The sequence below is a fragment of the Luteimonas granuli genome (assembly GCF_007795095.1).
In the GTDB taxonomy this organism is placed as follows: domain Bacteria; phylum Pseudomonadota; class Gammaproteobacteria; order Xanthomonadales; family Xanthomonadaceae; genus Luteimonas; species Luteimonas granuli.
Map to the genome: position 1 here is coordinate 482,281 of NZ_CP042218.1, position 25,042 is coordinate 507,322.

The window sequence follows — 25,042 nt, forward strand, 5'->3', positions numbered from 1 at the left end:
GGTGTCAACTCCCCGCTTCCCGGCGTTCACCCTCCTTCAGCGCCGGCCAGGCCGCACGCAGGTACAGGAAGGCGGACCAGAGGGTCAGCAGCGCCGCTGCGGCGAGCAGCCAGTCGCCGATGTGGAAGATCGGCTCGCCCAGCCAGGGCTGGGGCCGCGGCGGATTCTTGTCCGGGGTCACGGCGTAGAGCAGGCACAGCAGCGCGACCATCTGCACCACGGTCTTGATCTTGCCGATGGTGGCCACTTTCACCGTGGCCCGCTGGCCGAGCTCGGCCATCCATTCGCGCAGCGCCGAGACCGCGATCTCGCGGCCCACGATCACCGCCGCCCAGAACGCCATCCACGGCGTCGGGTGGCCCTGGACGATCAGGAACAGCGCGGTGGCGACCATCAGCTTGTCGGCCACCGGGTCGAGGAAGGCACCGAAGGCCGAGTACAGGTGGTAGCGCCGGGCGATCCAGCCGTCGAGCCAGTCGGTGACGGCGGCCAGGCCGAACACCGCGGCGGTGGCGAAATTGCTCCACTGCCAGGGCATGTAGAAGGTCGCCACCATCACCGGGATCAGCACGATGCGCAGCAGGGTCAGCCAGGTGGGGACAGTGAGCTTCATGGGTCCTTTGCGAGTCGCACGGCGCCGGGCGCGGGGGCGTCCAGCCCGTGGAGTGTGGCGTAAATCCGTTCGGCGAGTGCGACATTGACACCCTCGACGCGCGCGATCTCTTCCACCCCCGCCGCGCGCAGGCCACCCAGCCCTCCGAAATGCTTGAGCAGGGCCGCGCGTCGGCGCGGACCGATGCCCGGGATGTCCTCGAGCCTGCTGGTGCTGCGCGCCTTCTGCCGCCGCCCGCGATGGCCGGTGATGGCGAAGCGGTGGGCTTCGTCGCGTACCTGCTGCACCAGCTGCAGGCCGGGCGACGCCGCACCGGGCTTCAGTTCCCGACCGTCCGGCAGCAGCAGGGTCTCGTCGCCGGCCTTGCGCGCCTCGCCCTTGGCCACGCCGACCACGGAGATACCGGGGATGCCCAGCTCGGCCAGCACCGCGTTGGCCTGGGACACCTGCCCTGCCCCGCCGTCGATCAGCAGCACGTCGGGCAACACGGCGTCGTCGTTGCCGGCCGCGCGCCTGAACCGGCGGCTCAGCGCCTGGTGCATCGCAGCGTAGTCGTCGCCGGGCTCGATGCCGGCGATGTTGTAGCGGCGGTACTGGCCGCGCACCGGGCCTTCGGCGTCGAACACCACCTGGGAGGCGACGGCGGCCTCGCCCATGGTGTGGCTGATGTCGAAGCACTCGATGCGCCTGGCCGGTTCGGCCAGGCCCAGCAGTTCGCGCAGGGATTCCGCGCGCGCGGCCTGGGCCGCCTGGCTTCCGAGCATCGTGGCCAGCGAGTTCTCCGCGTTGCGCCGGGCGAGATCCAGGTAGCCGGCGCGCTCCCCGCGGACGCTGGTCTTGATGGCGACGCGATGGCCGGCGGTGAGGGCGAAGGCCTCCTCCAGCACCGGCACATCCGCGATCGTGCGGTCGAGCACGATCTCGCGCGGCGGTGAATGCGCGGTGTAGTACTGGGCGACGAAGGCACCGAGCACTTCGGCCGGATCTTCGGCGCCGTTGGTCTTCGGGAAGAAGGCGCGGGTTCCGAAATTGCGGCCGTCCCGGAACGCCAGCAGCAGCACGCAGGCGCTGGCGCCCTGCATGGCGATGGCGAGCACGTCGAGGTCGGCGGCACGGCCGTCGACGTACTGGCGGGCCTGCATGCCGCGCAGACTGGCCAGCACGTCGCGCAGGCGCGCGGCCTCCTCGAAGGCCAGGCGCGCGCTCGCCGCCTCCATGGCGTCGCCCAGTTCCACCAGCAGCTCGTCGCTGTGGCCCTCCAGGAACAGGCGCACGCGGCGGACCGCGGCCGCGTAGTCGTCGGCGTCGACCCGACCCACGCAGGGCGCGCTGCAGCGACCGATCTGGTGCTGCAGGCAGGGCCGGGTGCGATTGCGGAAGACGCTGTCCTCGCAGCTGCGCAGCTTGAACAGCTTGTGCAGCATGTTGAGGGTCTCGCGCACCGCCACCACGCTGGGGTACGGCCCGTAGTAGCGCCCCGGCACGGACTGCGGGCCCCGGTGCAGCGCGATGCGCGGCCAGGCCTCGCGGGTCAGCAGCAGGTACGGGTAGCTCTTGTCGTCGCGCAGAAGCACGTTGTAGCGCGGCTTCAGCGACTTGATCAGCTGGTTCTCCAGCAGCAGGGCCTCGGCCTCGGTCCGGGTGACCGTGACCTCCATGCGCGCCACCTGCGACAGCATCGACAGGATCCGGGCGCTCTTCGGGCTGGCGCTGAAGTAGCTGGCCACGCGCTTCCTGAGCGCGCCTGCCTTGCCCACGTAGAGCACGCCGTCGCTGGCGTCATACATGCGGTACACGCCCGGGGCGGTGCTGAGTCCGCGGACGAAGGCCTTGCCGTCGAAGGCCTGCGCGCCGCCGGGGGCGCCATCCGCGCCGAGCGCGCCGCCGTCGACCGCGCGGTCGCCGGGCGCGGTCATTCGCCGATGGGAACGTGCTTCAGGCTGCCGTCCCGGGTGTCGTAGCGGAGCACAGCGTGGGCATCGGTGTCCGCGATCCAGACCACGCCGTCCGCCACCGCCATGCCGCCGGGCGCATGCAGGCGCTGGGGAAGCTCCACGGTGGTGAGTTCGCCGCCGCCCAGGCGCAGCGAACGCAGGCTGTCATTGCCGCTGTCCGCGATCCACAGCACGGGCGAGTCCGGGTCGAGCGCGATGGCCTGTGGATGCTGCAGCCGCGCGGCGGCACGGGCACCGTCGGCGTTGCCGTGACTCCAGGCGTCCTCGCCGACCAGGGTCGTGACCGCACCGGTTCGTGCGTTGGCCGAACGGATGGCGGAGCCGGCGGCATCGCAGACGTAGACCACCTGTTGGATCGAGGCCAGCGAGGAAGGCTCGGCGAAGGCCGCGGCCTCCCGCACGCCGTCGATCACCGCGACGCTGCCCGAACCGGCCAGCAGCGACAGCGCCGGCGCCCCGAGCAGGTCGAAGCGCCAGACGCGGTTGTCGCCGGCTGTGGCGATGTACAGGCCGCCCGCGGCGAGCGAGACCGCGCACGGCTGGTCGAAGGCGACGATGCGCGGATCGTCCACGGGCCCTTGCGCGGGCGTACCGGGGCGGCCGGCGCCGACCAGGGTGTCGATGTCGCCACTGCGCAGCTTCACGCGGCGCACCGCGTGGTTGCCCGTATCGGCGACGTACAGCGTGTCGCGCTCGATGGCCAGGCCATGCGGACGGTTGAACGCCGCCAGTTCCATCGGTCCGTCGATGAAACCCGCGCCGCCGCTGCCGAACTGGCGCAGCACGCGGCCGCTGAGGTCGCATTCGAGCACCCGGTGGTGGCCGCTGTCGGCCACGTAGAGGTAGTTGCCCGACAGGGCCAGCCCGATCGGGAAGCTCAGCGGCAGGATGGGCTCGCCTCCGCGCCGCATCTCGACGCGCTCGGCGTTGAGCGAGCGCGGCGCGACCTCGGCCTGCAGGCGGCTGACCGCGGCGTCGATCCCGCGCAGCTGGCCGTCGCCGACGAAGCGCTCCCGTATCCGGCCGGCGGCATCGATCAGCACCACGGTGGGCCAGGCCTCGATGCCGTGGTGCTGCCAGAGCGTCCAGTCCGCGTCATGGCCGACCGGGAAGTCCGGCCGGTTGCGGGCGAAGCGCTTGCCGATGCGTCGCGCATCGCGTTCGTGGTCGAAGCGCGGCACGTTCACCGCGACCACGTTCAGACGGTCGGGATGCCGGTTGCGCAGATGGCCCAGGTCGACCAGCGTCTGATTGCACCATGCCGATCCGGCATTGACGAAGGCAAGGGCGGTCACGCGGCCCCGCAGCTGCGCCATGCGCAGCGGCTCGGTGGTGTTCAGCCAGTCGATGCCGGGCGGGAACTCGGGGGCGAGCATTGCAGCATCCATGGGGCCATTATGCCGTGTCCCTGCCGCCCCCGCGCTGTCAGGCACCGCCGGCCGTCGCGATCCGGCGTTCGGCGCGCTCGAGGTCCTCCGGCGTGTCCACGCCTGGCGGGAACGGCTCCGGGGACAGCTCCACGGCGATACGATGGCCATGCTCCAGCGCCCGCAGCTGCTCCAGTGACTCGATGCGCTCGAGCACGGTGGGCGGCAACGCCGCAAACCGCTTCAGGAAGCCGACGCGATACGCGTAGATGCCGATGTGGCGCAACCAATGGCCTCCCGGCGGCAGCCGGGACCGGTCTTCGGGCGTGGCCCAGGCGTCGCGCGGCCAGGGTACTGGCGCGCGGCTGAAATAGAGGGCGTCGCCGTTCGCGGCGCGCACCAGCTTCACGGCGTTGGGATCGGCGAGCGTGGCCGCGTCCTCCACCGGCGTGGCCAGGGTGGCCATCCCGGCACCGGACCCGACCAGGGTGCGCGCCACGGTGCGGATTCCCGCGGCCGGCGCGAAAGGCTCGTCGCCCTGCAGGTTGACCACGACGGTATCGTCCGACCAGCCGGCGATCGCGGCGCATTCGGCCAGCCGGTCGCTGCCCGAGGCATGGGCGGGGGAGGTCATGGCGATCCGCACGCCGGTGCCCGCAAGGGCATCGGCGATGCGGGCGTCGTCGGCGGCGACCCAGACCTCGTCGGCTCCCGCCGCCAGGGCGCGCCGCGCCACGTGCAGCACCAGGGGTTCGCCCGCGAGCGGGCGCAGGGGCTTGCCGGGCAGGCGGGTGGCCGCGTAGCGGGCCGGGATCGCGACGACGAAGGGCTGGTCCATGCGCGGATTGTGCCAGTGTCCCTGCGGTGTCCCGCGAATCGCCGGAACAGGAGCAGCTACAGGGCGGCGGCGGACTGGCCGGAGCGGCCGGGGAGCTTTGCCAGCAACGCCACCCAGAAGGCCTCGGTGAGCTCGGCGCGCACCGGCACGGCGTAGTGCCGCTCGTCGACGAAAGCGGCGCACTTGACCGCATCCTTGGCCGTCATCAGCACCGGCAGGTCGCTGCCGAAACGCAGGTCGTCCGCCGTGTAGGCGTGGTGGTCGGCGAAGGCGTGCGGCACGACCGCGATGCCCAGCGCGCGCAGCATGGCGAAGAAGCGTTCCGGGTCGCCGATCCCGGCCACGGCATGCACACGACGGCCGGCGAAGGCCGACAGCGGCAGCGTGCGGCCGCCGACCAGGGGCACGGCGTCGCCCGGCACCAGCCACATCGGCCACTCGCCGAAGCCGGCCACGATGTCCGGATCGCTGCCGGCATTGAGCACGCGGAAGTCGCAGGCGGCGCCGCGCTCCGCCGGTTCGCGCAGGGGACCGGCCGGTATGGGCAGGCCGTTGCCGTGGCGGCGACGGCCGTCGATGACCTCGATCTCGATGTCGCGGGCCAGTGCGTAGTGCTGCAGACCGTCGTCGCAGACCACGATGTCGCAGCCCGCCGCGGCCAGCGCGCGCGCGGCGGCGACGCGGTTGCGGTCGACGCGCACCCTGGCTTCGGACTGGCGCGCGATCAGCACCGGTTCGTCGCCGCCCTCCGTGGCCGGGGTGGTTGGCTCGACCCACAGCGCCCTGGAGGCGTCGGCGCGGCCATGGCCGCGGCTGGCGACGCCCGGAGTCCAGCCCTCGGCGCGCAGGCGCTCGACGATGGCGATGGTCAGCGGGGTCTTGCCGCTGCCGCCGGCCACCAGGTTGCCGACCACCACCACCGGCACCGGCACCCGGTGCTTCCCCAGCAGCCCCGTGCGGTACAGCCATGCCCGCATCGCGACCGCCCCCGCGTAAGCGCGCGACACCGCGCGCGCCCACAGCGGCACCCGCGCACCGGGCGCGTACCACCATTCCGGTGCCTGTCGGCTCACGAGGAGCCGCCCTCGCGGAACTGCATGGCATGCAGGTGCGCGTAGAGACCGCCGCGCGCCAGCAGTCCGGCGTGGGTGCCCTGCTCCACCATCCGTCCCTGGTCGAACACCAGCACCTGGTCGGCGTGCTCGATGGTCGAGAGCCGATGCGCCACCACCAGCGTGGTGCGGTCGGGCATCAGCCGCTGCAGCGCGTCCTGCACCAGGCGCTCGGACTCGGTGTCGAGCGCGGCGGTGGCCTCGTCCAGGATCAGGACCGGGGCGTCGCGCAGGATCGCGCGGGCGATCGCCAGGCGCTGGCGCTGCCCCCCGACAGCAGCGCGCCGTTCTCGCCGATCGGCGTGTCCAGGCCCTGCGGCAGGCGCTCGATGAACTCCCAGGCGTTGGCGGCCTCGGCGGCGGCGCGGATCGATTCGCGGGGCGCATCGATGCCGTAGGCGATATTGGCGGCCACCGTGTCATCGAACAGCGCCACGCGCTGCCCGACGAGCGCGATCTGCCGGCGCAGGTCGGCGAGCGGATAGTCGGCCAGGGGCACGCCGTCGAGCGTGATGCGCCCGGAGCTGGGCTCGTAGAAGCGCGGTACCAGCCGCACCAGGCTGGTCTTTCCGCTGCCGGAGCGGCCGACGATGGCGGTGACGGTGCCGGGGGTGGCGCGGAAGCTGACGTCCTCGAGCGCGCTGCCTTCGCCGCGGGCGTAGCGCAGGCCGACGCGGTCGAACACCAGTTCGCCGCGCACGCGTTCGACCCTGTGGCGGCCACGGTCGTCCTCTTCCGCGTCGTCGAGGATCGCGAACAGACGTTCCGCCGCGGCCACGCCGCGTCCGAGCACGCTCTGCACGTTGGTGATGCGGCGCAGCGAGGGAATGATGCCCATCATCGCGGTCATCAGCTTGATGAACTCGCCCGGATTCAGGTGCCCGGCCAGCGACTCGTGGATCGCCACCCAGACGATCGCCGCCAGCGCCAGCGCGGCCAGGATCTGGACCAGGGCGGACGACATCGCGCGCGTCGCCTCGACCTTCATGTTCAGGCGCAGCACGCGGTTGGCCAGCGCGGAATAACGGCTCTGCTCGAAGCCCTGCGCACCGTGCACCTTGACGTCCTGCTGCGCCGCCAGCGATTGCTCGGCGCTCTGCGCGAGCTCGCCCATGCCGGTCTGGATGCCGCGGCTGATGCGCCGGTAGCGTCCGCCCACGTACCAGACCACCACACCGATCAGGGGCGCGATCAGGATCATCGCCAGCGTCACCTTGATGCTGGTGTACAGCATCATGCCCAGCAGGAAGACGATGGTGAGGCCGTCGGCGACGATCATCTTCAGCGCATCGGCGCTGGCCTGCGTGACCTGTTCGGTGTCGAAGTTCAGGCGGCTGACCATCTGCGGCACGGCTTCGGTGTCGAAGCGGCTGCTCGGCAGGCGCAGGTATTTCCCCAGCACCAGCTCGCGCAGGTCGCGCACCACGCTGCGCCCCACCCGCGCGATGCCGTAGTCGGTGCAGAAGGTGGCGGCACCGCGCAGCAGGAACAGGCCGATGATGGCCAGCGGCAGCACCAGCGCCATTTCCGGCTTCGGATCGACGAAGCCCTCGTTGGTCAGCGGCTCCATCAGCCAGACGAAGGCGGCACCGGCGGCGGCTTCCACCACCATGCCGATCATCGCCACGACCAGCAGCCCGCGGTAGTTGACCGTGTGGCCGAGCAGGCGGCGGTAGGTGGTCCACGCGCCGGGTGCCGGCTCCCGGTCGGCGGAGCTGGTCACTGCGCGCCGTCCCGCACGAGCGGTGCGCCGGCCTCGGGCGCGGTCGCGATCGACACGCGGCGGAAACCCAGCTGGCCGAGCGCGTCCATGGCCGTGACCACCGCCTGGTGCGGCGTGCGGGCATCGGCGCGCAGCAGCACCGGGCGCTCGCGATCATCGCCGGCGACCTCGAGGATGGTCGACTTGATCGCCTCCACGTCGGTGCGCAGGGCTTCGCGGTCGTCGATGAAGTAGCGCCCCTCGGCGTTGACCAGCACGCTCAGCGCGGGTTGCTCGCCGTCCCCCGGGCGGGCATCGGCGCGTGGCAGCTCGAGCTTCAGCATCGAGCGCGTGTCGAAGGTCGTGGTGACCACGAAGAAGATGATCAGCACCAGGATCACGTCGATCAGCGGCACGAGGTTGATCTCGGGCACGTCCTCGGCGCGGCGGTCGCGGATGCGCATGCGGGTCTCAGGCCTCCGCCGGCGCGAGGAAGGCGCCGCCCGCATGCACCGGGGCGGGCGCGGCGACGCGACGGTTGCGCGGGTCGAGGGCGTCCATCAGCGCGATCGCCTCGTGCTCCATCTCGACGATGTAGCCGTCGATGCGGCCGCGAAAGAAGCGGTGGAACATCAGCGCCGGCACCGCGACCACCATGCCCGCGGCGGCACAGACCAGGGCCTTGCCGATGCCGCCGGCGAGCTCGTTCACGTCGCCCACACCGACGTCCATGATCCCCAGGAACATCTGGATCATGCCGACGACGGTGCCGAACAGGCCCAGCAGCGGGCCGGCGCCGGCGATGGTGCCGAGCGCATTGAGGTAGCGCTCCATGCGGTGTGCGAGGTGGCGGCCGACGTCCTCGACCCGCTCGCGCATCTCGTCGCGCGGGTGGTTGCGCATGTCGAGCACGCTGGCCAGCAGTGCGCCCAGCGGGGAGTTGCCGCGCAGGGATTCGACGTGGGCCGGGTCGAGCTGCCCGCCCCGGCCGACCCAGTCGCGCACTTCGCGGCCGAGGCCGGGGGGCAGCACCTGGCCGCGTCGCAGGGTCCAGAAGCGTTCGACGATGATCGCCAGGGCCACCGCCGACAGCAGCAGCAGGGGCAGCATGGGCCAGCCGCCCGCCTTGACCAGTTCCAGCACGTATCGCTCCCGGGGCCGGCAAGGCCCGCCGTGGATTCCAGGGGGCCATAGGATACCGCCCCGAGGAAGGCTGCCACCCCGGCCGATCGCGTAGCCGCGCGCGTCGCGTCCCAGAACCGCCGCCTGCGTGCGCGCTCCTGTTCGACCACGATCCCCGCGGCGCCCATGCGGACGCGCAGCGCGCCCCCGCCGGCGGTGTCCAGCACCCGCGTCCCCGCCGCCCGCCAGCGCGCCACGACGGCCGGATCCGGGTGGCCGAAGCGGCTGCCATGGCCGGCCGACACCATGGCCAGCCGCGGCGCCGCGGCGGCGATGAAGCCGGGCGTGGAGGAGTGCCGGGACCCGTGGTGCGGAACCAGAACGACCTCCGCCGGCAGCTCCTCGGGAATCCGCCCGACCAGCCGCTCTTCGACGGCTTCGCCGATGTCGCCGGGCAGCAGGACCGCCCCGTGGGCGGTTTCGATGCGCAGCACGCAGCTGGCCTCGTTGCGGAGATAGGGGAAATGCAGCGGCGGATGCAGGAACCGGAAGCGCACGCCGTCGCGTTGCCACGCTTCGCCCGCCAGGCAGGCTGCGGCGCCGTCGATGCCGGCGCCCTCCGGTGCCAGCAGGCGAGGTGCCGGGAAGCGCCTGAGTACCGCGGCCAGGCCGCCCGCGTGGTCGGCGTCGCCGTGGCTGGCCACCATGGCATCGACGCGGCGCACACCCAGCGCATGCAGGGCAGGCACCACCGCGCGCTCGCCGGCGTCGTAGCCGTCGCGGACGGCGGGGCCCATGTCGTAGAGCAGCGCGTGCCCCGCCGTGCGCACGAGCACGGAAGTGCCCTGCCCCACGTCGAGGACCACCAGCTCGACTTCACCATGGCGCGGGAGCTGACGGTCGGGCCAGAGCAGTGGAAGCCAGAGCAGCAGCGCCAGCGGCCTGCCCGGGATCCCGCCTGGCAGCAGGAGCCAGAACGCGGCGAACAGCGCGAGCGGCAGCGCGAACCCGCGCGCCTCGGACAACCACCAGAGCGCCAGCGGACTGCTCCCCAGCTTGCCGAACAGGGGCCAGGAGAGGTCGAAGGCTGCGGCCGCCAGGCGCCAGGCGCCACCTCCCCAGCCGGCGTGCAGCCCTTCGAGCGCGGTACCTACGAGCGACAGGGGTACCACGACCAGGCTCCACCACGGGATCGCCACCAGATTGGCCACCGGCCCCGCCAGCGATGCCTGCCCGAACAGGATGGCGCTCAGCGGCAACAGGCCCAGTGTGGCCACCCATTGCGACGACAGGAAATCGCGCAGCGGCCGCCGGCCGGCCCGTGGCAGGCACCACAGCAGCCAGGCCACACCGGCGAAGCTGAGCCAGAAGCCGGCCGAAAGCAGCACCAGCGGATCGACCAGGACGATGGCGATGGCGGCCAGCGCCAGCGATTCCGGGATCCGCAGCCGCCGGCGGGACAGCCGGGCGGCCACGGCCACCGCGATCATCAGCACGGTACGCACCGTCGGCAGGGCGAAGCCGGCGACGGCGGCATAGCCGAGCGCGCCCAGGAAGGCCGCGGCCGCGGCGGCCTGCGGGCGCGGCACGAAGCTGCACAGCATCGGGAGTGCCCGCCACAGCCCGGCCCCGAGCATTGCGAGAAAGCCGGCGACCATGCCGACGTGGAAGCCGGAGATCGCGATCAGATGGGTGAGGCCGTTGGCACGGAGCAACTCCCAGTCCTGGTCCGCCAGCCCCCGCGTGTCGCCGAGCGCGAGGGCGCGCACATACCGCGAGGCTTCGCCGGGGACCGATGCGGTGATGCGCGCAGCGATCCGGTCCCGCCAGGCGTCGATGCCGCGCGCCGCCGCCAGCTGCCGGGCCTCGGCCTGCTCGCGCACGTAACCCGTCGCCGCGAGGCGTGCCGCCATGGCGTGGCGCTCGGCGTCGAAACCACCAGGGTTGCGCAGTCCTCGCGGCGCGCGCAGACGCACCTGCAGCTGCCAGTGCGCGCCGGGACGGAGTTCGTGACGGCGCGAAGGCTCCTTCGACCACTCGTTGTCATACCAGGACAGGCGCAGCCGCGCGCCGCGCAGGAACTCGGGCAGCGCCGGATCCCTGTCGACGCGGAACTGGAAGCGCGTGCGACGCGCCTCGTCCTCCGGCAGGCCGGTCACGCGTCCCGTGACGGTGAAGTCGCCGCGCTCATGGGCCGCCGGCAGTTGCCCCCCGAGCGACGCCATGGCGTGCAGCCCGCACAGCGCGAAGCCCGTCAGGGCTGCTCCCACCCAGCGCCAGCGGCCACGGATGCGCCACCATCCCGCCGCGCCGGCGGCAAGCAGCAGCGCGAGCAGTGCCGACGGCGGCAGCGCCGGAAGACGCAGACAGGCCAAGGCCCCGGCGACCAGCGTCGTGGCCGTCCCGACTCCAAGCGCCGCGCTCCCTCCGGTCATGCGGCAAGCCTGCGGGGGCGAGCCGCCCGCCGCTGCCGCGCCAGGCCCGAACCCGACGTCAGTCGAGCCTGCGCGCTCCTGTAGGTGCGATTGCGGCCGCTCGCGTTGGCGTCAGGCGCTGGCCGGAGCGATCTCGCGCAGCTTGCCGTCGTGGAGTTCCAGGACGCGGTCGAGACGGCGTGCCAGGCCGCGATCGTGGGTGACCAGCACCAGGCTGGTGCGTTCGGCGCGATTGAGTTCGAGCATCAGCTCGAACACCACTGTGGCGGTCTTCTCGTCGAGGTTGCCCGTGGGCTCGTCGCCGAGCACGCAGGACGGACGGTTGACCAGGGCGCGGGCCACGGCCGCGCGCTGGCGTTCGCCGCCGGAAAGTTCGCCGGGCTTGTGCTCCAGGCGGTGGCCCAGCCCGACCGCTTCCAGCAGGGCGCGCGCCCGGGCCGCGGCGTCAGGCGCGCCGGCGCCGGACAGCATCACCGGCAGCATCACGTTCTCCAGCGCGCTGAACTCCGGCAGCAGGTGGTGGAACTGGTAGACGAAGCCCAGCGCACGGTTGCGCAGCCGGCCGCGGTCGGCGTCCGACAGCGCGCCCATCCGCTGGCCGGCCACGTAGACCTCGCCCGCGGTGGCCGTGTCCAGGCCCCCCAGCAGGTGCAGCAGCGTGCTCTTGCCCGCTCCCGAGGCACCGAGGATGGCCACCGTCTCGCCCGCTGCGACGCTGAGGTCCAGGCCGTCGAAGACCGGCGTGCGCAGGCGCCCCTCGGCGTAGGTCTTGCCCAGACCCTGCGCGCCGACCACTTCCGCCGGATCGCGACCGGTCGCGCGCGCGTCGCGGCCAACCGTCGCGCGGGCCGCGTCGCCCCTGGCTGTCTGCTCACTCATAGCGCAGCGCCTCCGCCGGAGCCGTGCGCGCCGCGCGCCGCGCCGGATAGATGGTGGCCAGGAAGGCCATGGCCAGGGCGACCGCCGCGACGATGGCGATGTCCTGCCCGCTCAGTTCGGTCGGCAGCCCGGTGATGTAGTAGACGTCCGCCGGCATCAGCTCCGCACCGGTGATCTTCTCGATCAGGCGCAGGATGTGCTCGAGGTTGAGGGTCAGCGCGATGCCGCCGGCCACGCCCATCAGCGTGCCCATCACGCCGATCAGCGTGCCCTGCACCATGAACACCTGCATCACTCCCCGCGGCGTCAGGCCCAGCGTGCGCAGGATGGCGATGTCGGACTGCTTGTCGGTCACCAGCATCACCTGCGAGGACACCAGGTTGAAGGCACCCATGGCGATGATCAGCGACAGCAGGATCGCGATCATGGTCTTCTCGAGCTTCAGGGCGCGGAACAGGTGTGCGTTCTCCATGGTCCAGTCGCTCACCATGTACGGCCCCCCGAGTTCCAGCGCGAGGTCGCGGGCCACCGCATACGCCTGGTCCATGTCGTGCATCTGCAGGCGGACGCCGGTCACGCCGTCGCCCATGCGCAGCAGGCGCTGCAGGTCCTCGATGTGGACCACGGCCAGGCCGCGATCGAATTCCTGGTAGCCGGCTTCGAAGATGCCGCTCACGATGAAGCGCTTGAGCTGGGGTACCGCGCCCATCGGCGTGGCCTGGAAGTCGGTGGTCGCGACCACGCTGTCGCCCACGCGCACGCCCAGCCAGAGCGCGAGCTCGCGGCCCAGCACCACGTTGTAGCTGCGGGGGGTCAGCGTCTCGAGGCTGCCCTCGACCATGCGCTGGCCGAGGACCGAGACCTTCGCCTCATCGGCCGGCAGGATGCCGCGGACCATGGCCGGCTCGCGCCGCTTTCCGGACAGCAGGGCCTCGGTGGAGATGTAGGCCGCCGCGCCGGCGACGCGCGGGTCGCGACCGGCGGCGTCCATCGCCTCGCGCCAGTTGCGCATCGGCTCGCCGTGCGCGCTGACGGTCGCGTGCTGGGTCATCTGCAGCATGCGGTCGCGGATCTCGCGCTGGAAGCCGCTCATCACCGCCAGAGTGGTGATCAGCGCGGTCACGCCGATGGCGATGCCGAGGATGGAGGCCAGCGAGATGAAGGAGATGAAGCCGTTGCGGCGCTTGGCGCGCAGATAGCGCAGGCCGATGGCGACGGGCAGTGGTTTGAACATCGGGTCTCGCCGGCTCGAAGGCCGCTATGGTGCCACCGATGGCGCCCCGGGCGCAGCGGACAGCCGGCCCGCGGCCAGCCGCAATTCACGCCGCCGCTCCGACGGCAGGGTGTCGGGCCACCACGCCAGACGCTGGCGGCGACCGGTGGCGTCGCGCCAGGACAGGAAGGCCAGCGGGCCCCGCCAGTGCACCTGCACATGCATGGCTTCGGTCCCGTCGACCATCAGCCGGCCCTCGGCGGTGAACAGCAGCCTGCGTGGGCCACGCCGCCGCTCCCGCACGAAGGCGACCAGGCCATGGGCGGCCGCGGCCGCGGCCAGCGGCCAGGCCACGGCGCGCGGCAGGCCGCTGGCGAGCGTGGCGAAGGGCGCGGCGATGGCCAGGAAGAACAGCGCGGCCAGCAGCCAGCGCGAGGGGCGCCACTCAATGCGGCAGGGAACGTATCCGTTGCACCAGGGCGTCGACCTGCGGGTCATCGGAGCGCTCATGGCCGAGGAACCATTTCCAGAGCCTATCGTCCTCGCTGTCCAGCAGCCGCAGGAAGGCTTCGCGCTCGTCGGTGGGGGAAGCCCGCCATCCCTGTTCCAGCCAGCGCTCGAGCAGCCGGTCGAGCTCGCGCATGCCGCGCCGGCACCGCCAACGCAGGCGGCGGAGCTCGATCTCGTCGCCTCCCGCGCTCACGACTGGACCAGGACCCAGGCCAGGCGGATCCACAACAGTGCCAGCACCGCCATGCCGGCGATGAAGACCCGGAAACGGTGCATGACCTTGTTGTAGCTGCACTGGATGGCGCTGTGCGCGACCCGCAGGACCACGAAACCCCAGGCCAGTCCCAGCACGTAGGGGTCGCCAACGCCGGCAGCCGCCGACAGCGCGACACCGAAGTAGAACAGCACCGGCAGCTCGAACAGATTGCGGTAGTTGTCCGAGGCGCGGCTGTCGGACAACCGCTGCGCGACCTGCACCGACAGTGCCACCGACTGCGGATGGATGCGCTCGCGCATCATCTCGCCGATCCGGCGGCGGTACATCACCACGGCCACCGCGAAAGTCAGTGCGACCAGCGCCACGCCCGGCCACAGGATCGGATTCGTCATTCCTCTCTCCCCGGAACGATCGCGCCGGCGGATGCCGGCGCGATGTGGATCAGACCTGCCGCTCCAGCATCAGCTGCTTGATGGAGCCGATCGCCTTGGCCGGGTTCAACCCCTTCGGACAGGTCCGCGTGCAGTTCATGATGGTGTGACAGCGGTAGAGCTTGAACGGATCCTCGAGGTCGTCCAGGCGCGCGCCCGTGTCCTCGTCCCGCGAGTCGACGATCCAGCGGTAGGCCTGCAGCAGGATCGCCGGGCCGAGGTAGCGGTCGCCGTTCCACCAGTAGCTGGGGCAGGCGGTGCTGCAGCAGGCGCAGAGGATGCACTCGTAGAGGCCGTCGAGCTTGGCGCGGTCCTCCTTCGACTGCAGCCGCTCGCGATCGGGCGGCGGCGAACTCTGGGTGCGGATCCAGGGCTGGATGGAGGCGTACTGCGCGTAGAAATGGGTGAGGTCCGGGACCAGGTCCTTCACCACCTCCATGTGCGGCAGCGGGTAGACCGGAACCTCGCCCTTGCCCTTGCCGCAGTCCTCGATGGCCTTGGTGCAGGCCAGCGTGTTGGTGCCATCGATGTTCATCGCGCACGAACCGCAGATGCCTTCGCGGCAGGAGCGGCGGAAGGTCAGCGTGGGGTCGATCTCGTTCTTGATCTTGATCAGCGCGTCGAGAACCATCGGGCCGCACTTGTCGAGGTCGACCTCGTAGGTGTCGGTGCGCGGGTTCTCGCTGTCGTCGGGGCTCCAGCGGTAGACCTTGAACTGGCGCACGCGGGTCGAGCCCGAGGGCGCCGCGAAGTGCTTGCCCTTGTGGACCCTGGAGTTCCTGGGAAGAGAGAATTCGGCCATCTGCTTTCGATCCTAGTAGACGCGCGCAACGGGCGGGACGACTTCGACCTCATCGTCGAGCGTGTACATGTGCACCGGGCGGTAGTCGATGCGGGTATTGCCGGCCTCGTCCACCCAGGTCAGCGAGTGCTTCTGCCATTCCACGTCGTCGCGGTCCGGATAGTCCTCGCGGGCGTGGGCGCCGCGCGATTCCTTGCGGTTCTCCGCGGCAACGATGGTCGCCAGCGACAGGCCGAGCAGGTTCTGCAGCTCGAGGGTCTCGATCAGGTCGGAGTTCCAGACCAGCGAACGGTCGCTGACCTTGACGTCGGCGAACGAGGCGTTGATCTCGCGGATCTTCGCCACGCCCTCGGCCAGGGTCTCGCCGGTGCGGAACACCGCGGCGTCGGCCTGCATGGTGCGCTGCATGTTGTCGCGGATGACCGCCGTGGGCGTGCCGCCGTTGGCGTGGCGCAGGCGGTCGAGGTTGGCCAGCGCCTTGTCGCAGGCGTCGCCGGCGAGCTTCTTGTGCGCCTGGCCGGGCTTGATGGTCTCGGCGCAGCGGTTGGCGACCGCGCGGCCGAACACCACGAGGTCGAGCAGCGAGTTCGAGCCCAGGCGATTGGCACCGTGCACGGACACGCAGGCGGCCTCGCCGATGGCGTACAGGCCGGGCACGATCGCGTCCGGGTCGCCGTCCTTCAGCTGCACGACTTCGCCGTGGTAGTTGGTCGGCACGCCGCCCATGTTGTAGTGGACGGTGGGAATGACCGGGATCGGCTGCTTCTCGACGTCGACGCCGGCGAAGATCCGCGCGCTCTCGGCGATGCCGGGCAGCTTCTCGTGGATGTCCTTCGGGTCGAGGTGGGTCAGGTCGAGGTGGATGTGGTCCTTGTGCTCGCCGACGCCGCGTCCCTCGCGGATCTCGATGGTCATCGAACGGCTGACGACGTCGCGCGAGGCGAGGTCCTTGGCGTTGGGCGCGTAGCGCTCCATGAAGCGCTCGCCCTGCGCGTTGCGCAGGATGCCGCCTTCGCCGCGCACGCCCTCGGTGATCAGGCAGCCGGCGCCGTAGATGCCGGTCGGGTGGAACTGCACGAACTCCATGTCCTGAAGCCCCAGGCCGGCGCGCAGCGCCATGCCGCCGCCGTCGCCGGTGCAGGTGTGCGCCGAGGTCGCGCTGAAGTAGGCGCGGCCGTAGCCGCCGGTCGCCAGCACCGTGCCCTGGGCGCGGAACAGGTGGAGTGTGCCCTCGGCCATGTCGATGGCGAGCACGCCGCGGCAGACGCCCTCCTCGTCCATGATCAGGTCGAGCGCGAAGTACTCGATGAAGAACTCCGCCCGGTGCGCCAGCGACTGCTGGTACAGCGTGTGCAGCATGGCGTGGCCGGTGCGGTCGGCCGCGGCGCAGGTGCGCTGGGCGATGCCCTTGCCGTAGTGCGTGGTCATGCCGCCGAAGGGGCGCTGGTAGATCTTGCCTTCCTCGGTGCGCGAGAACGGCACGCCCTGGTGCTCGAGCTCGATGATCGCCGGGATGGCCTCGCGGCACATGTACTGGATGGCGTCCTGGTCGCCCAGCCAGTCGGAGCCCTTGATGGTGTCGTAGAAGTGGAAGCGCCAGTCGTCCTCGCCCATGTTGCCCAGCGCGGCCGAGATGCCGCCCTGCGCCGCGACGGTGTGCGAGCGGGTCGGGAAGACCTTGGTGATGCAGGCCGTGCGCAGGCCCTTCTGGGCCAGGCCGAAGGTGGCGCGGAGGCCGGCGCCGCCGGCTCCCACCACGATCATGTCGTAGGTGTGTTCGGTGATCTTGTAGGCGTTGGTCATTTCGGCTTCTTCGTCAGGCCAGCAGCGCGATGCGGAAGATCGCGTACAGCGACGCCAGCGCGCCGAGGCTGCAAAGGAGGATGTTGAGCACCAGCAGGGTCAGCTCGACGGCGCGGTTGTGGATGTAGTCCTCGATCACCACCTGCAGGCCCAGCTTGGCGTGCCAGAACAGCGCGACCACGAACAGCGCCATCAGGATGGCGTTGTAGGGCCGCGAGAAGACGTCGTGCACGTGGCCGAGGTCGGCGCCCACCAGGGAGACGAGGATGCCCACCAGCCACGGCACCAGCAGCGCCAGGACCACGGCGGTCACCCGCTGCCACCAGAAGTGGCCGGTGCCGGACTTCGCGGAACCCAGGGCACGCGCGCGCTTCAGCGGCGTGGGGTACTCGGGGATCGCCTTGGCGTCGACGTCGGTCATGCCGCACCTCCCATCGCGAAGAACCAGATCAGGGCGGTGAACACCAGGGTGAGCGCGGCAACGGTGTAGCCCGAGCGGTAGACCTCCGGGATCTCGAAGCCCCAGCCGGCGTCCCACAGCAGGTGGCGGATGCCGTTGAGCAGGTGGTAGACCAGCGAGGCGGAGAAGCCGAACAGGGCGACCTTGCCGAGCGGAGAGGCCAGGCAGGCGGCGGCGGACGCATAGGCCTCGCCACCCGCGGCAACGGCAAGCAGCCACCATGCGAGTCCGAACGCGCCGGCCACCAGGGCGATGCCCGTGGCGCGGTGCAGGATGGACATGGTCATGGTGATCTGCCACCGGTACACCTGGATGTGCGGCGACAGTGGACGGTTGGGATGGCTCATCGCGGCGGCATCTCTCGCTGGGCGGCACGTACGCCGCGTTGGCTCAATGAAAAGTCGTTCAGTGGCCGCGTCCTGCGGCCGGCGCATCAGAAATCGATGCAGCGTCCGTTTTTTTCCCAGTCGCCGTAGCGCGTCGGGTCGGGGCCATCCCGTCCGCCGGTTTCGGGCGCAGGCGTGGGCGCCGCGGGGCGCTCAGGAAGGGTCTCCGGAGCGGCTTCGGGCGGCGTTTCGCCTATGATTGCGGGGTCTGGCACGAGCCTGAGTTTACGTCCCGGAGCACAGTTTGGACAAGTCAGCGGCCATCAAGGCGCCTTTCACCGCCCTCCCCGAACATGCACTGCTCGAGCTCGAAGGCCGTGACGCGATCGCGTTCGCGCAGGCACAGTTCATGGGCGATCTCTCCGCTCTGGCCGACGGCCAGTGGCAGTGGAGCGGCTGGCTTTCGCCCAAGGGCCGCGTGCAGGCGCTGTTCGCGCTGCTGCGTTCGGGGCCGGAAACGCTGTGGCTGGTGCTTCCCGACGGCGACGCCGTCGCGCTCGCCGCGGCGCTGGGCCGCTTCGTGTTCCGCAGCAAGGTGACGCTGCGGATCCCCGAGGGGCGGTCGGTCTGCGGCATCCTCGGCCCGCCCGCGTCGGCTTCCGGCGCGGATTCCGCCACCGATGCCAGGGGTCGCATCGAACTCGACGTCGGCGACGGGACACGGCCGCGCACACTGCGCATCTGCAATGGCTGCGACAACCCTGTCGACGCCGACGTGCTGGCGCGCTGGCGCGCCTACGATCTGGCCCACGGGCTGCCCCGGCCCGGCGTTGCCGGGCTGGACGCCTGGACTCCGCAGCAGCTGTCGCTCGACCGGCTCAGGGCCTACAGCGTGCGCAAGGGCTGCTATCCGGGGCAGGAGATCGTGGCCCGCACCCATTACCTGGGCCAGGCCAAGCGTGGGCTGGCGCTCTTCGGCGCCGACGCTGCCCCCGCCCCCGGCGCTGCGGTGATGGAAGGCGACCGGAACATCGGCACCGTGACCTGCGCCACGCCGTCCGCCGGCGAGGTACCGGGCCACGCGGCCCTCGTCCTGGCGGTGATCCCGCTGGACCGCTCCAGCGACCCGACCGCGCCCTGGACCGCGGACGGCCAGCCCCTGGCGCCGCTCCCGCTCCTGGACGGGCTGGCGCGCTGAGTTCCGCAGGGCGGAGCACTCCTCCCGCCAGCCACCTCCCGCGGCGCGGACTCTCCCGGAGGGTGGCCCGCTTGAGATCGCCTAGGCGAAGCGTCCCACCGCTGCGACGATCTGCTCTTCGGACGGGATGACCAGGAAGGCCGCGCCTGCCAGCGGGGTGAAGGTGTCCGCCCCGACCACACGCTGCAGCGGGACAGCCGAGAGCCCACCCTCCACCAGCGCGGTGACGATGCCCTCGCCCACGCCGGCGCTGCGGCGGCCTTCGTCGACGATCAGGATGCGCTTCGCCGTGGCGGCCTGTTCGCGGATGAACGCTTCGTTGAGCGGCACCAGCCAGCGCAGGTCGACCACGCGCACCTTCCAGCCGTGCTTCGCCTCGATCGCGCGCGCGGCGCGCAGGCTCATCGGCACGCCGTTGCCGAAGCTGAAGATCACCAGGTCGTCGTTGCCTTCGCCGTAGACGCGGCCCTCGCCCGGCACCATCGCCTCGCCGGGTGCCGGGTACGCCGTCTGCCAGCCCCCGTCGCCGGCCTCGTACAGATCCTTGGTCATGTACAGCGCGATCGGCTCCAGGAAGGCGCAGACGCGGCCGTCGACCTTCGCCAGCGCCATCAGCGTCCGGAGCATGGTGACCGCGTCGTCACCGCGGCTGGGGCAGCCGACGACGAGCCCGGGGATGTCGCGCAGGGCGGTGATCGAGTTGTCGTTGTGGAAGTGCCCGCCGAAGCCGCGCTGGTAGCCCAGCGAAGCGATCCGCATCACCATCGGGTTGCGGTACTGGCCGTTGGAGAAGAACTGCAGGCTGGCCGCCTCGCCCCGGATCTGGTCGCAGGCGTTGTGGAAGTACGCCAGGTACTGGATCTCCGGCATCGGCAACAGGCCCATGTTGGCGTAGCCCTGGGCCAGGCCGAGGATCACGGTCTCGTCCAGCAGGGTGTTGAAGACGCGGCGCGGGCCGAAGGCTTTCTGCAGGCCCTTGGTGACGGTGTAGACGCCGCCCTTCTGGGCCACGTCCTCGCCGAACAGCAGCGTTTCCGGATACTTGGCGAACAGGTCGTGCAGGGCCTGGTTGATCTGGACCGCGAGGTGCCTGGGCGGCTGGTTCTCGGGCAGCTTCGCCTCGCCGCCGAAGACCTCGAGGCGACGGTCGGCGTAGTCGGCGCGCGCGGCCTCGGCGGCCACCGCGTCGGGCGTATACGGCGCCAGCGGTGCCATCACCTCCTCCAGCGACTCCAGCCGCGGCCGGCGGTCGGCCTCCTCGGCGGCGGCGAAACATTTCGCGCGCGTGGCTTCGTAGAGGTCGAGCACGTCGTCCTTCGACATCAGCCCGGACTGGAGCGCGATCGCGGCGGAACGCAGGAGCGGGTCGGTGGCCTCCACCGCGCAGAGCTCCTCGATCGAGCGCCATTCGATCTCGAAGTCGGTGCCGGCGTGGCCCATGATCCGGGTGGTGCGCAGGTGCAGGAAGGTCGGGCGACGCGTGCGGCGGCAGTGTTCGACCGCCCGCTGCACGTCGCCGTAGCCGGCGGCCAGGTCGAGGCCGTCGGCGAAGAAATAGTCCAGGTCCGGGCGCTGGCTGAAGTTGCGAGCGATCCAGCCGTCCGGGGTCTTCACCGAGATGCCGATGCCGTTGTCCTCGCAGACGAACAGCACCGGCGCCGGCAGCTTCTGGTACGCCGTCCAGGCGGCCACGTTGAACGCGGTCTGGGCTGTGGCGTGGTTGCTCGACGCGTCACCGAAGGAGCAGATGGCGATGCTGTCGTCGGGAACCGGCAGTGCGTGGCCGATGCGCCGCGCCTGCTCGATGGCGACCGCGGTGCCGAACGCCTTGGGCAGGTGCGAAGCGATGGTCGAGGTCTGCGGCAGCACCCACAGCGGCTTGCTGCCCCAGACCTTGTGGCGGCCTCCGCTGGCCGGGTCTTCCTTCGACGCCGCGAACGACAGCGCCGAATCCATCACCGGGTCCATGCCCGGCAGCTTGCGGAACCGCTCGGCCATGAAACCGCCGCTGCGGTAGTGCAGGAAGGCCGGATCGGTATGCCGTGTGAGCCGCGCGACCATCGCGTTGCCCTCGTGGCCACTGGAGCCGATGGTGTAGAAGACCTTGTTCTGCACCCGGAGCACGCGCGCCATCAGGTCGAGGTGGCGGCTGATCAGCTGCGATTCGAACAGCTCGCGGAAGCCGCGGGCATCGAGCGCGCTTCCGTCGAGGATCGCCTCGTCGTCGGCCGGCTTCGCATCGGCGCGACCGCTCCAGCCGCGCACGAACTCCTGGAAGTTGACGTCGCAGATCTCGGCGCGGTTGAGGCCCTTCATGCGGGCCGGAACGGGATTCGGAACGACTGCGAACATCGGTGAGGCCCTGTGTCGAATGGTGTGCGAAGCGCCCTTCAGGCGAAGCGCTTCCGGTTGTCCTGCCACTGCGCGGCGGTCTGGCCCCAGACCTCGCTGGGCAGGTCCTCGTACGGCGGCGGCAGCCGCCCGGGCCCCAGGAACGTCGACCCGAGGCGGGCGGCGACCTTCTTGGAAGCCGTGTTTTCGGGCGCGATGCAGTGGATGAAATCGTCCCAGCCGAGGCGCTCAAGCGCCCAGTCGATCGCCGCCACGGCAGCCTCGGTCGCATAGCCCCTGCCCCAGGCGTCGGGATGGAAGGAATAGCCGATCTCGTTGCCCGGCCAGCCTTCGGGCTTCCACGGCCCCAGCTGGCCCAGCCAGAGACCGCTGTCGCGGTCGGTGACCGAGAACATCCCGAAACCCTGCAGCAGCCAGGCACCCGGCTGCTGCAGGAACCTGCGCCAGGCCGCGGCCCGCGGCGCGTGGCCGCCGATGTGGCGCGCCGCGTCCTCGTCGGCAAGCAGCTCGGCGAAGCGGTCGAAGTCCCCGATCCGCGGCACGCGCAGCACCAGGCGTTCGGTTTCGATGCGGATCCCGTCCAGCGCCATGATCTCGTTCCCCGTTCCCCCGTGAGTGGCCGCGACGCCCGGCCGCGGCGTGGTGGCGGTCAGCCGCCGAACGCGTTGATGCCGGTCAGTTCGCGGCCCACCACCAGCTGGTGCACGGTTTCCGTGCCCTCGTAGGTGATGACCGACTCGAGGTTGAGCGCATGGCGGATCGGCGAGTGTTCGGTGGTGATGCCGGCGCCGCCGAGCAGGTCACGCGCCTCGCGGGCGATGTCGATGGCCATGCGGCAGTTGTTCCATTTCGCCAGACTGACCTGCGTCGGCTGCATGGTGCCGGCGTCCTTCAGGCGCCCAAGCTGCAGGCTCAGGAGCTGCGCCGAGGTGATGCGGCGCGCCCAGTCGGCCATCTTGATCTGCGCGCTCTGGGTCGCGGCGACCGGACGGCCGAACAGGATGCGCTCCTTCGAATAGCCCAGGGCCTCGTCGAGGCAAGCGATCGCCGCGCCGATCGGACCCCAGGTGATGCCGTAACGCGCCTGGGTCAGGCAGCCCAGCGGGCCCTTGAGACCCTTGACGTTGGGCAGGCGGTTGGCTTCGGGCACGCGTACGTTGTCGAAGAAGAGCGCGCTGGTCACCGAAGCGCGCAGGCTCATCTTGTGCTTGACCAGCTGGGCCTTGAAGCCGGCGAAGTCCTTCTCGACCACGAAGCCCTGGATCCCGTCGTCGGTCTGCGCCCAGACGATGGCGATGTCGGCGAGGTTGCCGTTGGTGATCCACATCTTGGAGCCGTTGATCACCCAGTCGCCGCCGTCCCGCTTCGCATGGGTCTTCATGTTGGCCGGGTCGGAGCCGCCGTGCGGCTCGGTCAGGCCGAAGCAGCCGATGACCTTGCCCGCGGCCATGTCCGGAAGCCAGCGCTTCTTCTGCTCCTCGGTGCCGTAGGCGAAGATCGGATACATGCACAGCGAGGACTGCACGCTGGCGAAGCTGCGCAGGCCGGAGTCGCCGCGCTCCAGCTCCTGGCAGATCAGGCCATAGCTGACGTAGTTGAGTTCCGCGCCGCCGTACTCGGCCGGGAGGGTCGCCCCCAGCAGGCCCAGGCCCGCGATCTCGGGGATCAGCTCCGTCGGGAAGCGGCCCTCGTCGAAGCATTCGCCGATGATCGGCAGCACGCGCTCGTCGGTGAAGCGGGCGACGGTGTCCTGGACCGCGCGCTCCTCTTCGCTGAGCAGGGAGCGGACGTCGTACAGGTCGTAGGGGTTCAGGGCCATGGGATCGCAACCGTCGGCTGGAAAGCCCAGCATTCTAGCCACTCTGCCGGCGCCGATGTCTGCCCGCGTCCATGCGTCCGGGGGAGAACAAGAAAAAGGTTCTTCTCCCAACTCCGGGAGTAGGCGTTGTCGCGCTTCTTGCGCACCGCCGCGCCTTGAAGTCGCCTCGTTGGGGTCCGCGCAGCCCGCCCCGCGCACAGGGGGTGTGCTCCCCGGCCGTCTCCGCGTCCTGCTCCCATCGGCCGGCCGCCGGCCATCCATGGCCGGCTGTCCGCACACCCCCTGTGCACGGGACGGGCTCCGGCGTTCTCCGGCTTCGGGAGGGAAGATCAAGAGCGGCGGAGCCGCGCTGCTCCCGGTCATGACGCTCTCCGCTTCGACGCGGACGTCGCTCTTGGAAAATCTTCCAGACCGCGACCAAAGGTCGTGCCCGCCGCGGATGCAGGGGGGATGCCCAGAGCCGGCCATGGATGGCCGGCGGCCGGATCTGGCAGCAGGACGCGGAGAATCCGGCGGGGCATTCCCCCCCTGCATCCGCGGCGGGCGGCCCGGACTTCACCGGATCGCCCCTGGCGGCCGACCCGGACTCGAACGGAGCGTCCCCTCACTCGGGAGAAGAACCAGAAAAAGACGCCCCCTGGGCGGGGGCGTCTCTTTCTTCGTGCCGGACCGGACTTCAGCTCCGGGCCGTGTCTTCATCCACGGCCGCGACCTGCGTCACCACCTGGCCATCGATCACGGGCAGGCGGTCGCCGGGACGCTCATCCATGCGGATGCTGCGTTCGACGCCGTCGTAGAGATAGGTCACGTCGTAGCCCACGGTGACCTCGGCATCGCCCAGGGCGATGCGGTTGCCCGGCTTGCTCTCGGTACGCATGTTGCCGATGGTGCCGTCAGGGTTGCGGAACGTCACGTTGTAGGCCACCACGCGCGACGACTCCGAACTGTCATGCACCGTGCGGCACTGGCGGTCGACGCGCTCGACGACGCGGCCGCCGACATGGCGGCGGTCGATCTCGCGGCCGGCGAAGCCGCCGCCGACCGCACCGGCCACCGTGGCCAGCTTGCGGCCGCTGCCGCCGCCGACCTGGTTGCCGACCAGGCCGCCGATGACCGCGCCAGCGACCGTGCCGCCGACGTTGCCGTCGCGCTCGGGCAGCCGATCCTGGACGACCACGTCTTCGCAGATCTCGCGCGGGGAGCTGGTGGTGGTGGTTTCGCGGATCGCCTCGGATCCGATCACCGTCGCGTACTGCGGTTCGCGGCTGGTGATCGGCTCGATGGCGACCACGCTCGCGTATTCGAGGCGGCCCTCGGTCGGGATGACGCTGTCATCGAACGCCCGCTCGCTGTCCACGGTGGGGCGGGCGACGTCACTGCGCGGGCCGTCGTTGCGGCTGCCCTGGAACGCGGCGACCGCGACGCCGCCGACCAGCAGCGAAGCAAGGGCGATGGCGAGCGTGTTGTTCTTCATGGCAGGCTCCTGGGGAAGATTGCGCCGGTTGCGGGTGAATGGACTGGACGTAACGGGATTCCAACACTTCGCAGCTGAACCGGTGCCGGCCGCAGCGTCCCGGCCTGACCAATGCGTGAATCCGGTCGCACCCGCTGCGTGCTAGCGTGCCGCCCGACACATCGAAGGAGTCGGGACCCATGCCCAATCCCATGCTCGCTCCGCTGATGCGCTGGCTCGGCGGACTGAGCCATCCCAAGCTGTTCGTGGTGGCGACGGCGCTGTTCGTGGTCAATCTGTTCGTTCCCGACCCCCTGCCCTTCGTCGACGAACTGCTGCTGGGCATCGGCGCACTGATGCTGGGGCGCCGCAGGCGCAGGCCCGGTCGGTCCGGAGGTCGCGTGATCGACGGCGGCGCCCGTCGCGGCTGAGCAC

Annotated in this window: 23 protein-coding genes and 2 pseudogenes; 2 read left to right on the forward strand and 23 right to left on the reverse strand. The window is 70.9% G+C overall.

The genetic code is table 11. The features are described from left to right. Positions 1-4: 4 nt before the first annotated feature. The 19 genes and pseudogenes from pgsA to FPZ22_RS02280 form a co-directional block, all read right to left on the reverse strand. Positions 5-613 carry a CDP-diacylglycerol--glycerol-3-phosphate 3-phosphatidyltransferase gene (gene pgsA, locus FPZ22_RS02195; RefSeq protein WP_144889855.1) on the reverse strand — a complete coding sequence of 203 codons (609 nt, stop codon included), beginning with the start codon at positions 611-613 and terminating at the stop codon, positions 5-7. Continuing rightward, entirely contained in the window at positions 610-2,529 is a 1,920-nt protein-coding gene (gene uvrC / locus FPZ22_RS02200) for an excinuclease ABC subunit UvrC (protein ID WP_144889857.1), read from the reverse strand. Before uvrC ends, pgsA begins: the two co-directional genes overlap by 4 nt. After that, a complete protein-coding gene (locus FPZ22_RS02205) occupies positions 2,526-3,956 on the reverse strand; it encodes a redoxin family protein (protein WP_144889859.1) in 1,431 nt (476 codons plus the stop codon). The genes uvrC and FPZ22_RS02205 overlap by 4 nt, the downstream gene beginning before the upstream one ends. Before the next feature lie 37 nt (positions 3,957-3,993). Further along, positions 3,994-4,773, reverse strand: coding sequence for a 3-deoxy-manno-octulosonate cytidylyltransferase (gene kdsB, locus FPZ22_RS02210; RefSeq protein ID WP_144889861.1), 780 nt, complete (start codon positions 4,771-4,773; stop codon positions 3,994-3,996). A gap of 56 nt (positions 4,774-4,829) precedes the next feature. After that, the gene (gene lpxK / locus FPZ22_RS02215; RefSeq protein WP_144889863.1) at positions 4,830-5,846 is read right to left on the reverse strand and encodes a tetraacyldisaccharide 4'-kinase; all 1,017 of its coding nucleotides are present in this window, start codon (positions 5,844-5,846) and stop codon (positions 4,830-4,832) included. Next, positions 5,843-7,608: pseudogene (gene msbA / locus FPZ22_RS02220) on the reverse strand (lipid A export permease/ATP-binding protein MsbA). The gene lpxK and the pseudogene msbA overlap by 4 nt, the downstream one beginning before the upstream one ends. Then, positions 7,605-8,051 (reverse strand): ExbD/TolR family protein, encoded by a 447-nt coding sequence (locus tag FPZ22_RS02225; protein WP_144889864.1) that lies wholly within the window; start codon positions 8,049-8,051, stop codon positions 7,605-7,607. The pseudogene msbA and the gene FPZ22_RS02225 overlap by 4 nt, the downstream one beginning before the upstream one ends. Before the next feature lie 7 nt (positions 8,052-8,058). Beyond that, complete coding sequence (locus tag FPZ22_RS13910) at positions 8,059-8,730, reverse strand: MotA/TolQ/ExbB proton channel family protein (protein WP_246120867.1); 672 nt, start codon at positions 8,728-8,730, stop codon at positions 8,059-8,061. Continuing rightward, positions 8,624-11,144: pseudogene (locus FPZ22_RS02230) on the reverse strand (DNA internalization-related competence protein ComEC/Rec2); the annotation flags it as partial. The pseudogene FPZ22_RS02230 and the gene FPZ22_RS13910, both read right to left, overlap by 107 nt. A 111-nt stretch (positions 11,145-11,255) precedes the next feature. Beyond that, positions 11,256-12,023 (reverse strand): lipoprotein-releasing ABC transporter ATP-binding protein LolD, encoded by a 768-nt coding sequence (gene lolD / locus FPZ22_RS02235; RefSeq protein ID WP_144889868.1) that lies wholly within the window; start codon positions 12,021-12,023, stop codon positions 11,256-11,258. Beyond that, positions 12,016-13,257, reverse strand: a complete 1,242-nt coding sequence (locus FPZ22_RS02240; RefSeq protein ID WP_144889870.1) for a lipoprotein-releasing ABC transporter permease subunit — start codon at positions 13,255-13,257, stop codon at positions 12,016-12,018. The genes lolD and FPZ22_RS02240 overlap by 8 nt, the downstream gene beginning before the upstream one ends. 24 nt (positions 13,258-13,281) lie before the next feature. After that, positions 13,282-13,734, reverse strand: a complete 453-nt coding sequence (locus FPZ22_RS02245; RefSeq protein WP_144889873.1) for a hypothetical protein — start codon at positions 13,732-13,734, stop codon at positions 13,282-13,284. Next, the gene (locus FPZ22_RS02250; protein WP_144893852.1) at positions 13,682-13,879 is read right to left on the reverse strand and encodes an FAD assembly factor SdhE; all 198 of its coding nucleotides are present in this window, start codon (positions 13,877-13,879) and stop codon (positions 13,682-13,684) included. The genes FPZ22_RS02245 and FPZ22_RS02250 overlap by 53 nt, the downstream gene beginning before the upstream one ends. A gap of 56 nt (positions 13,880-13,935) precedes the next feature. After that, complete coding sequence (locus tag FPZ22_RS02255; protein WP_144889875.1) at positions 13,936-14,355, reverse strand: MAPEG family protein; 420 nt, start codon at positions 14,353-14,355, stop codon at positions 13,936-13,938. Positions 14,356-14,404: 49 nt separating this feature from the next. Further along, positions 14,405-15,196, reverse strand: coding sequence for a succinate dehydrogenase iron-sulfur subunit (locus tag FPZ22_RS02260; protein WP_144889877.1), 792 nt, complete (start codon positions 15,194-15,196; stop codon positions 14,405-14,407). Positions 15,197-15,208: 12 nt separating this feature from the next. Beyond that, on the reverse strand, positions 15,209-16,999 hold the full coding sequence (gene sdhA, locus FPZ22_RS02265; RefSeq protein WP_144889879.1) for a succinate dehydrogenase flavoprotein subunit: 1,791 nt from the start codon (positions 16,997-16,999) through the stop codon (positions 15,209-15,211). A gap of 13 nt (positions 17,000-17,012) precedes the next feature. Continuing rightward, entirely contained in the window at positions 17,013-17,420 is a 408-nt protein-coding gene (gene sdhD, locus FPZ22_RS02270) for a succinate dehydrogenase, hydrophobic membrane anchor protein (RefSeq protein ID WP_246120869.1), read from the reverse strand. Then, a complete protein-coding gene (sdhC, locus tag FPZ22_RS02275; RefSeq protein ID WP_144889881.1) occupies positions 17,417-17,806 on the reverse strand; it encodes a succinate dehydrogenase, cytochrome b556 subunit in 390 nt (129 codons plus the stop codon). Before sdhC ends, sdhD begins: the two co-directional genes overlap by 4 nt. Positions 17,807-17,892: 86 nt before the next feature. After that, complete coding sequence (locus FPZ22_RS02280) at positions 17,893-18,060, reverse strand: DUF1674 domain-containing protein (protein WP_246120878.1); 168 nt, start codon at positions 18,058-18,060, stop codon at positions 17,893-17,895. A 29-nt stretch (positions 18,061-18,089) separates the two neighbouring features. Here FPZ22_RS02280 and ygfZ point away from each other — a divergent pair, with 29 nt between their 5' ends. Then, the gene (ygfZ, locus tag FPZ22_RS02285) at positions 18,090-18,983 is read left to right on the forward strand and encodes a CAF17-like 4Fe-4S cluster assembly/insertion protein YgfZ (RefSeq protein WP_246120880.1); all 894 of its coding nucleotides are present in this window, start codon (positions 18,090-18,092) and stop codon (positions 18,981-18,983) included. Positions 18,984-19,064: 81 nt separating this feature from the next. On the opposite strand, the gene FPZ22_RS02290 is transcribed toward ygfZ, so the two are convergent. From FPZ22_RS02290 to FPZ22_RS02305, 4 genes are all read right to left on the reverse strand, one after another. Beyond that, positions 19,065-21,335, reverse strand: a complete 2,271-nt coding sequence (locus tag FPZ22_RS02290) for a thiamine pyrophosphate-dependent enzyme (RefSeq protein ID WP_144889883.1) — start codon at positions 21,333-21,335, stop codon at positions 19,065-19,067. Between the two features lie 38 nt (positions 21,336-21,373). Next, positions 21,374-21,925 (reverse strand): GNAT family N-acetyltransferase, encoded by a 552-nt coding sequence (locus tag FPZ22_RS02295; protein WP_144889885.1) that lies wholly within the window; start codon positions 21,923-21,925, stop codon positions 21,374-21,376. 59 nt (positions 21,926-21,984) lie between these two features. Next, entirely contained in the window at positions 21,985-23,154 is a 1,170-nt protein-coding gene (locus FPZ22_RS02300) for an acyl-CoA dehydrogenase family protein (RefSeq protein WP_144889887.1), read from the reverse strand. A gap of 676 nt (positions 23,155-23,830) precedes the next feature. Continuing rightward, positions 23,831-24,628, reverse strand: a complete 798-nt coding sequence (locus FPZ22_RS02305) for a glycine zipper 2TM domain-containing protein (protein WP_144889889.1) — start codon at positions 24,626-24,628, stop codon at positions 23,831-23,833. A 179-nt stretch (positions 24,629-24,807) separates the two neighbouring features. Between FPZ22_RS02305 and FPZ22_RS02310 the strand changes: the two genes are divergently transcribed. Continuing rightward, positions 24,808-25,038 (forward strand): DUF6116 family protein, encoded by a 231-nt coding sequence (locus FPZ22_RS02310; RefSeq protein WP_144889891.1) that lies wholly within the window; start codon positions 24,808-24,810, stop codon positions 25,036-25,038. The last annotated feature ends 4 nt before the right edge of the window (positions 25,039-25,042 follow it).

Excerpts from the sequence above, each read along its gene's own strand:
- pgsA (WP_144889855.1), bottom strand. The coding sequence starts at position 613 with ATGAAGCTCACTGTCCCCACCTGGCTGACCCTGCTGCGCATCGTGCTG.
- uvrC (WP_144889857.1), bottom strand. The coding sequence starts at position 2,529 with ATGACCGCGCCCGGCGACCGCGCGGTCGACGGCGGCGCGCTCGGCGCG.
- FPZ22_RS02205 (WP_144889859.1), bottom strand. The coding sequence starts at position 3,956 with ATGGATGCTGCAATGCTCGCCCCCGAGTTCCCGCCCGGCATCGACTGG.
- kdsB (WP_144889861.1), bottom strand. The coding sequence starts at position 4,773 with ATGGACCAGCCCTTCGTCGTCGCGATCCCGGCCCGCTACGCGGCCACC.
- FPZ22_RS02225 (WP_144889864.1), bottom strand. The coding sequence starts at position 8,051 with ATGCGCATCCGCGACCGCCGCGCCGAGGACGTGCCCGAGATCAACCTC.
- lolD (WP_144889868.1), bottom strand. The coding sequence starts at position 12,023 with ATGAGTGAGCAGACAGCCAGGGGCGACGCGGCCCGCGCGACGGTTGGC.
- FPZ22_RS02240 (WP_144889870.1), bottom strand. The coding sequence starts at position 13,257 with ATGTTCAAACCACTGCCCGTCGCCATCGGCCTGCGCTATCTGCGCGCC.
- FPZ22_RS02245 (WP_144889873.1), bottom strand. The coding sequence starts at position 13,734 with ATGACCCGCAGGTCGACGCCCTGGTGCAACGGATACGTTCCCTGCCGC.
- FPZ22_RS02250 (WP_144893852.1), bottom strand. The coding sequence starts at position 13,879 with ATGCGCGAGCTCGACCGGCTGCTCGAGCGCTGGCTGGAACAGGGATGG.
- FPZ22_RS02255 (WP_144889875.1), bottom strand. The coding sequence starts at position 14,355 with ATGACGAATCCGATCCTGTGGCCGGGCGTGGCGCTGGTCGCACTGACT.
- FPZ22_RS02260 (WP_144889877.1), bottom strand. The coding sequence starts at position 15,196 with ATGGCCGAATTCTCTCTTCCCAGGAACTCCAGGGTCCACAAGGGCAAG.
- sdhA (WP_144889879.1), bottom strand. The coding sequence starts at position 16,999 with ATGACCAACGCCTACAAGATCACCGAACACACCTACGACATGATCGTG.
- sdhD (WP_246120869.1), bottom strand. The coding sequence starts at position 17,420 with ATGACCGACGTCGACGCCAAGGCGATCCCCGAGTACCCCACGCCGCTG.
- sdhC (WP_144889881.1), bottom strand. The coding sequence starts at position 17,806 with ATGAGCCATCCCAACCGTCCACTGTCGCCGCACATCCAGGTGTACCGG.
- FPZ22_RS02290 (WP_144889883.1), bottom strand. The coding sequence starts at position 21,335 with ATGTTCGCAGTCGTTCCGAATCCCGTTCCGGCCCGCATGAAGGGCCTC.
- FPZ22_RS02295 (WP_144889885.1), bottom strand. The coding sequence starts at position 21,925 with ATGGCGCTGGACGGGATCCGCATCGAAACCGAACGCCTGGTGCTGCGC.
- FPZ22_RS02300 (WP_144889887.1), bottom strand. The coding sequence starts at position 23,154 with ATGGCCCTGAACCCCTACGACCTGTACGACGTCCGCTCCCTGCTCAGC.
- FPZ22_RS02305 (WP_144889889.1), bottom strand. The coding sequence starts at position 24,628 with ATGAAGAACAACACGCTCGCCATCGCCCTTGCTTCGCTGCTGGTCGGC.
- FPZ22_RS02310 (WP_144889891.1), top strand. The coding sequence starts at position 24,808 with ATGCCCAATCCCATGCTCGCTCCGCTGATGCGCTGGCTCGGCGGACTG.